Raw genomic sequence first — 11,667 nt, forward strand, 5'->3', positions numbered from 1 at the left:
GATTATTATAAAAGACTAAAAGAATATGCTCTGGATCTCACTCCGGGAGAAGTTAAAATTTGTACTTTCTTAAAATTAAACATGACGAGCAAGGAAATTTCAGCTATTACCCACCAGAGCGTTAAAAGTATTGAAGTGACCAGAACACGAATTCGCAAGAAATTGAACCTGACTAATAAAGATGTTAATCTGGTGAGCTTTCTTATCGATCTCTAGGCGTTTATTGTAGATCAGAATATCCCTATCTGATCTACTAATAGCAACAAGAGTCATATCGTTAGCAATACCTACAATCTGAAATTGAAATAATTGGCTTACTCGCCTGAGTAGGTCTTCCTTTAGTATGGAGTGCAATTACGTTTTGTGATAATTTTATAAAACACAAAAAGCTTATATAAGTGCCGTACTTAGTGATGGATTGAATAAAATCATTGAATGATTTTTCACTCCGAATAATACACTTACATTTTAATTTCCTCAAAAAAAGAAATGTTTAGCTTTTAAACAATTCTAATAAGTATTATACCTAGTGTCATTTTGATATATTGAGGGTATAATATAAGTTATTTCTAACTAAGCCTGCTAGTTGTTTTTTTAACGGTTAGTGTAAATAGGGCGAACCCAACTTTCCCACATTTCCAGAACTTAGAAAAGAACATCCTCTTTACTAAGCAAACCATGATTTAGCATCTGCTTTAAAGCTCATTTTTTTTCTCTGATTAAAAGTAAGCTCAGCTCATAAATGGGCTTTTGTTTAAGTCGTAATTGTCTATCCGATTTTATTTCGCAGTTAATCTCTCATTCTTTTAGGCAAGACATCATGAACTGATGGGCTAATTGGAGGCTCATATGTGCACTCTAATACTTATGAAAAAATATCGCATGCGCGATATTAATGATGTGGTTGTCAAATGCTTAGTTGTCTTCTGAGTGTTCGGTTAGTACCCAGTTCGGATATCTGAGTGTTAATTTATGGGGTGTATAGTTCTATTGAGTGGAATAGGCTTATGTGATTCTTAAGGGAGCGGGCTATACTTGTTTGGTTTTTAATATCAATTGTATGACGCCTAAAGAAAAAACGGATGGGAAGTAGTAAGGATAAGAAACTTCAAGATCTATTGGAGAAAAGAGCTGAGGAAAATAAAGCCTTGAAAAAGATTCTTAATTCCATTAGTTCATTGAATAAAAAGGAAAAAACTTCAACTAAACCCAAAAAATAAACGCTATGAATTTTCAAAACAAAAGTCCCGTATAAATTCCATTAATTATTCATTGGAATTTGATTTTTAATTTACACAATTTTTTTATGATGAAAACGATACAATTAAAAAAAATAGTATTAATGGTTTTATGCCTGGTTCTCCTAGCAGGGAGTGTTTTTGCCCAGGTAAAACCCAGCGACATGCACACTGGTGTTGTCCGGGTCAAATTTAAACCCCAGCTTACTACAACATTAAAAAGTATGAGCCCCTCCAGTGTTGGAGGGGTGCTTTCAACTGGTATCAGCACTTTTGATGCTGCCAGTGCAAAAGTGAGTGCAAGCACGATGAAAAGAGTTTTCCCTTATTCAGCTAAGCATGATGCAAAGCACCGTAAGCATGGCTTACATTTGTGGTATGAGATTTCAATTGATGCAACAATAAACCCACTTCAAGCAGTATCTGCTTATTCTAATAGTGGAGATATAGAAATTTCAGAGCCTGTATTGAAAAAGCGATTGATTACTGGAGAAGTTAAAGCTTTAGCTGAAACAAGTTCAGAAGAGGGAGAATATTTTAATGACTCTTACTTAAAAGATCAGTGGCATTACGACAATAAGGGAACTTTGAATCCTAGTGTTGTTGAGGGAGACATTAACCTTTATGAGGCTTGGAAAACACAAGCTGGACAGCCTAATGTAATTGTAAGTATTGTTGATGGCGGTATAGATATCGCTCATAAAGACCTTAAGGATAATCTTTGGGTAAACACTGCCGAGTTAAATGGTGAAGATGGAGTAGATGACGACGGTAATGGTTTTGTCGATGACGTACATGGATACAATTTTGTTGACAATATCGGTGATGTTAAGCCTCATGAGCATGGGACTCACGTTGCAGGAACCGTTGCTGCTGTAAACAATAATGGTATTGGAGTAGCCGGAGTAGCTGGTGGTACTGGAAATGGAGATGGTGTACGTTTAATGTCATCGCAGATATTTACATCTGCTGGTGGTGGCGGTGGTTTTGCTTCTGCAATTGTATATGGAGCTGATAATGGTGCTGTTATTTCGCAAAACTCTTGGGGTTATAGAGTTCCAGATATGATCGAGCAGGTTGTATTATCAGCTATCGATTATTTTATCGAAGAGGCAGGACAATATGAAGGAAGCCCAATGAAGGGTGGTATTGTAATTTTTGCATCTGGTAACGATAACGTTGATGCTGCAATGTATCCTGGATATTATGAAAAAACTCTTTGTGTATCTGCTTTAGGGCCTGATAACAAAAAAGCGGAGTATTCTAATTATGGAGATTGGGTTGATATTTCAGCACCAGGAGGAGATCAAATGCATGGTCAGACTTCGGGTGTTTTGAGTACAATGCCTAATAACTCTTATGGATATATGCAAGGAACATCAATGGCTTGTCCTCATGTTTCAGGTATTGCGGCATTGGCTGTATCTCAGCATGCGGGTCCTACTTTTACTGCAGATGAATTGAGACTGTATTTGGAAAGTTCAACGCATGATGTAGATGGCTACAATCCTGGTTTTGAAGGGAAAATGGGTGTAGGGTATATTGATGCTGCTATGGTCCTTAAGAAAAATGAGGGCGTTACTCCTGATGCAGTTACAGATTTACAATTAGTTGGTATTGCTCAGGACTTTGCAACTCTAAACTGGACTGTTCCTGTTGATGAAGATGATGATTATCCTACTAATTTCCAGATTTTCTACTATACAGAAGAGATTACCAATGAGAACTTAAATGAAGCTCAGCTCGTAAGTATTAATAATACTCAAACTGCTGGAACTGTTAGAGAATTCGAGTTAACGGGATTAGAGCCTTTAACGACATACTACTTCTCTATTCGTTCTATGGACAGATGGGCAAATAAGTCGGAATTGTCAGTAGTGGTTTCAGGAACAACAAATGCAGGACCAGATATCAATATCGATCTTTCGTCTATTGATTTGGCTATTAGTGATGCTGATGCTTTTATGAAAGGTGCGTATTTTACTATTGAGAATTTGGATCAAGGCTTATTGAAGTGGGAAGGATTATTAAGACACAAAAGCCAGAGCCTAAAATGGAACTCTACGGGGATTACTTATCCTTTAGCAAAATCGTCTATAGATTATTCTAATTTTTCTTTACGAAAAGTAAGAATGCATGCAAATGATGAGGCAAAAAAGACAACTGCGGAAACTCTAACAGGTTACAAAGAAGAAATTGGTTATGGTGATGGTGTATTATATATTATTGGAGAAAGTGATACGACCTATACTAACTCGTCTGCAGTAAAATATATTGTAGATCAGGATGGTGGTTTTAACCTGACAAATGCCGAGATGACTGTTGCACATGATCCAGCTACTGGAAATATGGTGATGGAAATTTATCGCGGTACTGAACTTATCAAAGAAAACCTTTATTACGCACAGGAAGTTTCAAACTATAATCCTGATCCGCACACACAAAATGTGCAGCTAACTGAGCAGATTTATTTTGAAAAAGGAGAAACGTTTTGGATTGTATTCCATATTCCGCAGGGTAATACCTATTGTTTAGGTACTCAACAAGAAACAGAGGCTCAACATTCTGACAATTGTTTCATGAGTTTTGACATGGGAGCAAGTTGGAAAAGATTGGATTCATTGATTGATGACTATTATGTATGGGCTACCAAAGCGATTAGTACCAATAAGTATTTGGGAGAGTTTATTAGCCTGGAACCGGCATCTGGTACTGTTGAAGCCGATCAGACTCAGCACGTACGAATGGATGTTGACGCTACGAAATTAATTAATGGAAGCTATCAGGCAAACCTTCTTATCCAATCCAACGATAGTGACGAGAAGGAATATCGCCTTCCGGTAAATATTACTGTTGATGGTCAGAAGCCTGACTTGCGTAACATTAGTGTCGTTGATTATGGAAGTGTTTTCCAAGGAACGAGTAAAATCTTAATTATTCCGGTTACTAATTTCGGATATGGTAATTTTTATGGCGTTTCAGCTAGCTCAAATGATCCTCAGTTCGAAATTGTAAAGAAACCCTGGAATATTTCTGCACGTGATTATGGTTATTTTACTGTAAAGTATACGCCAGATAATGCAGGGAATGATAATGCAATAATCAACTTGCAGGATAATAAAGGTAATACCCATCAGGTTAGATTATTTGGAGTTGGTACCACGCCTGCTCAAATTCAATTAACACCTGCTGAACAAGTTTTACCTGCTATGTCTATTGGAGAAACTACATCCACTAGCTTCACTATTACAAATACTGGAGAGTATCCTCTGGAATATAAGATTCCTGTGTATGATAAAGAGAACATGAGCCAGGAGGATTACTTCACTCATAAGTTCGGATATTCATACGATAGTAATACGGAGGGTAATGATGATATCAAATTTGTATGGGAAGATATTACTACTGGAGGAGAAGATGTATCAGATTATTTTAAAAATGTACATCCTAACTTTAAGTATAAGGAAGTTGAGCTTGGTTTTGCATTTCCTTTTTACGATAGAAAAATAACATCTATCAATTTAACACGTTTTGGTGTCTTAACTCTTGATCAGGAAGGACCATTAGGAAACTGTTCACCTCCAAATTTGGATTACCGATGCGCGCCTAAAGGTATGATTTCAGCTTTCGGTTGGCCTTTAGATATCAACCGTAGCGGTCAAATCCATTATAAAAAAGAGGCTGGTAAATTCATTGTTCAGTATACCGATGTATTTATGGAAGAAGGTTACACTTATGAAGTTGGAACTTTCCAAATTGTTCTTTTCCAAAATGGAAATATCGAGTTTAGATATAAAGATGTTGAGAACATGTATTCGATGGATAGAGAACAGGCTTTGATCGGTCTTGGCGATCCTGAGTATCAAGATGGTTTCTTAATCAATGGTTTAGGTTTAGATTTCGTTGAAGAAATCATGGGTAGATTACAGTATAACAATACTGTATTCAAAGTGAACCATCCAGGAGAGAATCTGGTGAAATCCTTATCAAAAACCACCGGTATTATTGGTGTTGGTGAGTCAGAGCAAATTGACGTTCAGTTAAACACTGAGGGTGTAAATGAAGGAAATCTATATCAAGCTATTTCTATTTTGAGTAACGATCCATTTGCACCTGCTAAAGCATTTAAAGTAAAAGTAAATGTGAATGGTGGAGGTCTTGCTAAACCTGTTATCAATAGAACCAATATTGATTTTGGTCAGGTTTTTGAAGGTGGATCTGAAAAGGAGACTATTTCACTTGTTAATGAAGGAAACAAAGATGTCGAAATTACTTCCGCTACTTTAACTGGATTAAATTACATTATTGAGGATGCAAACTATCCACAAGTTTTAAAAGCGAAATCAACCAACTTTATTAATGTTTCCTTAGCGACTCAAAATTTAGGTTTAGTTAATGATATATTAACGGTTACTTGTGCTGACGGTACTGTATTTGATGTTGCTCTAAGTGGCGAAGTTATTGCCGCTCCTCAAATTGCAGTTGATGTGACTTCATTTGATGAAGTGCTTGAAGCAGGGAATAAGGTTGTAAGAACTATTACAGTTAATAATACTGGTGATTCTGATCTTGAGTTTGTAATGACCGGAAAAAATTGGTTATACCATGTTGAACCTAAAGCAGTACCTAACTCAATACCTGACTTTTCATATTCTTTGACGACAAACAATGACTTTGGTGGTCCTCAGTTTGCATGGGAAGAATTAGTTGGTAATGGTGAAAAAACATCATATAAATGGTATTCTGCTAATCAGCAATTGTGGAAACCATTGGCCTTACCTTTTGAGTTTGACTTATATAACCAACCAACCGATACGCTTTGGATTAGTTGGCAAGGTATGCTTACAACTGCAGAACCAAGAATCAACCCTCCTTATATTGGAGCTGAACTTTTCCCGAATGTAACCGAGCCCAATAGTATTGTTGCTCCATATTTTGCCATTCATAATTATCCTGAATCAACGAATGAGAACTCAGGTATATTTCATAAAGTTTACGACGACAGAGTTGTAATACAGTGGAATGAGTGTATAGATATGTATGTTCTTGGCGAAAATTACAGTTTCCAAGCGATTCTTTATAAGAATGGTAGCATCAAGTATCAATATAAAGCTGCTGAGTACAATTCATGGATGCATTTAGGTATCACAGGAATTGAGAATAGTGATGGTACTGATGGTATGTTGATTGCAGGTTATCAGACTTACTTGAGAGACCAACTGGCCATATTATTAACACCAGGGGAAAAACAAGTTATTCCTGCTAAGGGAACTGCCACTTTTGATATTGCTATTGATGCCACTGCCTTAAATAAAGGTTGGTACGATGCTAAATTGCAGTTGTTTAATAATACGCCAAACAACTCTATGCTTGAGATTCCAGTTTATCTGGAAGTAAGCGGCGACCCAAAAATGGAAGCTCCGGCAGATATCCAATTTGGTGAAGTTATGGCTTATGAAGTTGCAGATGACTGGGGATGGATGGAAGCTCATTCGTACTACCATGAATTTTTAATAAAGAATGTTGGTAAGGATGTCATGAATTTCTCTTCTGTGGCTTTGGAAGATAATTCGGAAGCAATAGTTGAATACTATGTTGAAAGCTGGGGAATGTATAGCTGGCAGGAAGTTCCACCAATGTTTCGCCCTTGGGCTCCATTTGAGTTGAACCCGGGAGAATCACAAAAAATGAGAATTCGTTTGATGCCTACAGGAAATGTAAGTGAGTTTTCTACTAACTTGGTGTTTAAGGGTAATCTACCAGAAGGTGATTATTTATTACCTATTCATGCGACTGTTACACTACCTCCAGTAGCTAATTTAGTTGGTGATGAAATTCACATTCTAGCGAATACAAAGGAGCATAAAGAGAACAAATCTTTGGTTCTTTCTAACGAAGAAGGACAAGGTGCATTAGAATATAGCATCTCTATAGACTACAACAGAGTTGCCGTGAGCAATGCTGCTGAAATCTTCAACGCTGGTTTATATTCTTCAGAGGAATATAATATTGAGCAATTGGCAAATACCAGCAATAATGCATCTCCAAGTTCAGAGGAAGATTATGATACCGTTATGGAGTATGATACTCTAACTAAACCTAATATGTTCATTGGTTACGGCGAAGGACAAGCATTTATGCCAGGTATTGCTTTTATAGCACCTAATGCAGGATTTAAATTGTCTCATATTAAAACTTGGTACCGTCCTTTAGATGTATTGTCTTCTGAAGTTCAGGTCTATGTTCTTGCTGGAGGAACTGGGTTTGAAGATGCTAAATTATTAACTCAGGAATCTTATACGCATGTCATTGAAGAATCTGATGAAGCTGGAGGGTATATAACTATTGAATTGTCAGAACCTCAGCAGTTTTATCCTAATGAGAAATTTTATATCGCTATTTCTTATCCGTTGGGCGTGTCACATCCTCAAGGTACCGTTCTTCTTGATGAGCCTGTAGCTGATCGTTACTTTTTCCCATATGGCGAAGGTTGGACAGATGTTGTAGATTCTCCGCTTGAAAACTATGCCTGGATGATTAAAGCTTTAGAGAAAGAACATGTTGGTACATCATGGGTGAGTTTGACTAATGAAACGACAGGTAGTATTGCTGCCGGAGAGTCATTAAGTTTGGACTTCTACTTCAATGCAGCTGGTGTAATGGATCCCGATAATTTTGCAAAAGTCATTGTAGAATCAAACGATCCTATCCAGCCTGTAATTGAGAAAAACTTCTCTCTTCACTTAAATCAGGGACCTGTATTTACTATTGATACAGATGTCAATTATACGGTAGAAGAGAACGAAACAATTTCTTTTAAAATACTCGTTGAAGATAAAGAAGGTGATAATTGTACTTATACACTTGCAGAAGAATCTGATTACGTTCAAATGAGTGTTGTTAATGATACGATTACAATCACTTACAGTCCAGGATTTGAAGCTTCAGGAATCAATTCGATTGTGATTAATGGTGTTGATGAGCATGAAAATGCAACAAGTCAAGAACTTCTTATTGAAGTACTGAATGTGAATCGTGCACCTGAATTAATAGACACTGTTGGAACACGAGAGTATTATGAGGATGAAGAGTTTGATTACATCAATCTTTTACCTTTATTTTCTGATCCTGATAACGAACCGCTGAATTATGTTGTCTCAGTTGATAATCCTATTGTTTCGATATTTACATCTGATGATGAAATTGCAATTAGACCCCTGGAACCAGGTAGTGCTGTGGTAACTGTTGTGGCTTCTGATTCTGAAGGATTAAGCGCTCAAACTTCATTTAATGTGAGAATTGGAACTGTAACGGGTATCGAAGACCCAGAAGGGACTTCGGAAACTAAGGTATATCCAGTTCCTACTTCAGGTCCATTAAATATTGTTCTTAGTAACAGTATTCAAGGCGATGTGACAATCTCAGTAATGAATGTTGTTGGTCATATTCAGTATCAAACTAAAGTGAATAAGATTAGTGGAGAACAGATTGAGAGACTTAATATTGGTCATATGCCATCAGGTATCTATTTGGTTAAAATAACGACAACCACTGGAGATATTGTTAAGCGTGTTGTGAAGATATAGTTTTTTACCCTCTGGCGTAAGCCAGGGGGTAAACGTTATCCTTAAAAGGGTTTTTAACCCTTGAATTAAATTGTTAAAAAATAAGTTTTATGAAAATATTAAAGTTTGTACTTCTCTTTGTCTTTGCTAACGGCTTGATAAGCTGTGGAGGAGGAGATGATAAGAAGGTGGATACCACCAAGCCTACTATTAAATTGAATGGTCCTTTAAGTACAGTTATGATTAATCCAGGTGGTATTATTAATGTAAATGCTGTACTTTCTGACAATGTTAAGTTGGATGACTATGTTGTTAAAATTAGCTATCGAGGTTTCAAGTCAGTGAAAAATGTAGAAGAATTTTATTTCAGTTCTTATGCCGATTTGGATGCTTATGGCAATGCTTTACCAGTAATTAAAGGAGAAAGTTCTTTTGACTTGAATTTTGATATCGCAGTTGGGGAAACTACACGTGTTGGGGATTACATTTTTTCTATTACTCTTACTGATGAGTCTGGAAACAGTACCGAAGAAATGGTGCAATTTGAAATTTCCCGCTCATGACCTAAATAGGTTGTCCCAGATGGTGGATGAATGTCGTGTGAATCGCTGTTGGACAGCTTGTTGTTGGAGAAAGGATCTGCTTTAGAGTAGATCCTTTCAAAAATTAAACTAGAAATGTTCCTATTTAATGAGAATATTATCAAAATTAATTTATATGAAAAAATGTCTTCTGACTTTGCTTTTATGTTTTATTTCAATCGGTTTATCCTCTCAAGAGAAGCTTGTTCTAGATAGTTTGTTGATTAAGTTGAAATATGCCGAAGGGGATAGTCAAAGAGTTGATGTTTTATGTAGGTTATCTGATTATTATTTGAATCAGGATTTATTGAAATCTCTGGAATATTCTCATAAAGCCATCGTTTTAGCTGGTAAAAATGAGGAGCCTTCTCAAATGGCTCTTGTGCAATTCAAAAGAGGGCAGCTGTTTTTGCTTTCCGGTGATTACGATATGGCCTTAACGCAGCTGTTTCTAAGCTTGACAATTTATGAGGATGTAAATGATTTTCTTTCTCTTTATAAGGTTTACAATTGTATAGGAGGAATTTACGATCGTATTCAAGATTATGACAAGGCATTGGAATTTTATTTTAAAGCCTTAGACAGTTTTCATAAACAAACGGCAAGTAAGAAACCTCAAAGTGAAAATATACATGGGATTTACAACAATATCGGAAACATTTACAACTATAAGAATGAAAAGGATACTGCTCTGGAATACTATCAGAAAGCTTTGAAATTGGCAAAATCTCTTGATAGTTATAAAATAATGGGGGCGATCTATAATAACTTAGGAAGACTGTATGCTGATATTGGCGATTATGACAAAGCCTTACCCAGTTTGGAGAGATCACTGGAGTATCGAAAAAAAGTAAACGACAAGGAGGGGTTGGCTATTTCCTATTCTGTATTGGGTAAGTATTATATGATGGTAGAAGAGGAGGATAAAGCGCTTCAGTCTCTTCAGAAGTCATTGGAATTAGGAAAGGAAATAGGATCATTATATACTCAAAATTATGTCTATAACTATATGTCAATAATATTTGAGCAAAAGGGTGATAAGGGGAAGGCACTTCAAATGCATAAGTTATTTAAGCAAACCACTGATAGCTTAATCAACCAGAAAACAATACAGGAAATTACTAAGGTCAGAATGCAATTCGATTTTGCTAAAAAAGAGAAATTGAAGGAAGTTGAAGAACAAAAAGCTCACTTTAAGTTCTGGTTAATAATTTTGATTCTTACTTTGAGTGTTCTTGTAATAGGTCTTTTGTATGTGTTGTTGAAAGTCAATTCAAAACGAATGAAATTGAAGCAGGAACACATTCTAATGCAAAAGAAGAATTTGGAACAGGATCTTGAAGTGAAGAATAAGGAGTTGGTGACAAGTGTAATGTACCTCCTGAAGAAAAACGAATTGATGAATGATGTGTCAACCCGATTGATAGATCTGAAATCCAAACTAAGAAAAGAAAACCTAGCACCTGTCCAAAGTATATTACTGGATCTTCAATTAGCCGGAGAGCAGGATATTTGGAAGGAATTTGAACTCCGTTTTCAGCAAGTTCATAATGAGTTTTATCATAATTTACAAGCTAGATTTCCTGATTTAACCCCTGGACAGGTAAAAATATGTGCTTTCTTAAGGCTAAATATAAGCAGTAAAGAAATATCGTCAATTACCCATCAAAGTGTAAATACAATTGAGGTTTTGCGTTCGAGAATTCGCAAAAAACTAGACTTAACCAACACGAATGTAAATTTGGTTACTTTTTTGAGCGAATTTTAGCAACTAGTTTTCTTTAAATATATGGTATAACGATGTTTTTTTATTTTAGAAACTTAGCTAAGTAGTTTTTATTGTGGCAATTGCCAGATTGATCACTAATGTTTTATTAAATGAAAGAATTGAGACTCCTGGTTTCGATTCTTTTTTGTTTCTACCCCATAAGACAACTCAGGAAAAGAAAGAAGTTTCCATTTAAAAACATGAGTTTTTGATAAAATGTCTGTCTGTTTTTTATTGTTCGAATTAGGCTCTTGAGTCCCTATATAATCTCTGATTAACTTCAGATTTATATGAGTCAGAATGTTGCGTGTTATTTGTTTGGTTGTCTGCATTTTGACGGCTTGTGTAATGGCTATTGTTAAGGTGCTTTTGTTGTTTGTAATGAGTAAATAATTGGCCAGTTTGAGTTTGGTATGAATAATACTATGGTTTTTTATTAAGTAAATAAATAAAGTTGAGTTACTCTTGTTTGGAAGAATGAAAAAGGGAGGAAAGTATGAGTGAGATTGATAAAA

Annotated in this window: 5 protein-coding genes; all 5 read left to right on the top strand. The window is 35.9% G+C overall.

The window, feature by feature from the left end:
• Window positions 1–216 (top strand): helix-turn-helix transcriptional regulator (locus tag ABY905_RS08790; RefSeq protein WP_372642636.1); only part of this gene is annotated, 216 nt, incomplete at its 5' end.
• Between the two features lie 866 nt (window positions 217–1,082).
• Entirely contained in the window at window positions 1,083–1,220 is a 138-nt protein-coding gene (locus ABY905_RS08795; RefSeq protein ID WP_372642638.1) for a hypothetical protein, read from the top strand.
• 182 nt (window positions 1,221–1,402) lie between these two features.
• A complete protein-coding gene (locus ABY905_RS08800) occupies window positions 1,403–8,824 on the top strand; it encodes a S8 family serine peptidase (protein WP_372642644.1) in 7,422 nt (2,473 codons plus the stop codon).
• An 89-nt stretch (window positions 8,825–8,913) separates the two neighbouring features.
• A complete protein-coding gene (locus ABY905_RS08805) occupies window positions 8,914–9,366 on the top strand; it encodes a DUF4625 domain-containing protein (protein WP_372642640.1) in 453 nt (150 codons plus the stop codon).
• 154 nt (window positions 9,367–9,520) lie between these two features.
• Complete coding sequence (locus ABY905_RS08810) at window positions 9,521–11,152, top strand: tetratricopeptide repeat protein (RefSeq protein ID WP_372642642.1); 1,632 nt, start codon at window positions 9,521–9,523, stop codon at window positions 11,150–11,152.
• The last annotated feature ends 515 nt before the right edge of the window (window positions 11,153–11,667 follow it).

The sequence above is a fragment of the Ancylomarina sp. genome (genome assembly GCF_041555295.1).
In the GTDB taxonomy this organism is placed as follows: Bacteria; Bacteroidota; Bacteroidia; order Bacteroidales; family Marinifilaceae; genus Ancylomarina.

Bases quoted from the DNA above. Each gene is read 5' to 3' on its own strand.
- ABY905_RS08795 (WP_372642638.1), top strand. From the start codon at position 1,083: ATGGGAAGTAGTAAGGATAAGAAACTTCAAGATCTATTGGAGAAAAGA.
- ABY905_RS08805 (WP_372642640.1), top strand. From the start codon at position 8,914: ATGAAAATATTAAAGTTTGTACTTCTCTTTGTCTTTGCTAACGGCTTG.
- ABY905_RS08810 (WP_372642642.1), top strand. From the start codon at position 9,521: ATGAAAAAATGTCTTCTGACTTTGCTTTTATGTTTTATTTCAATCGGT.
- ABY905_RS08800 (WP_372642644.1), top strand. From the start codon at position 1,403: ATGCACACTGGTGTTGTCCGGGTCAAATTTAAACCCCAGCTTACTACA.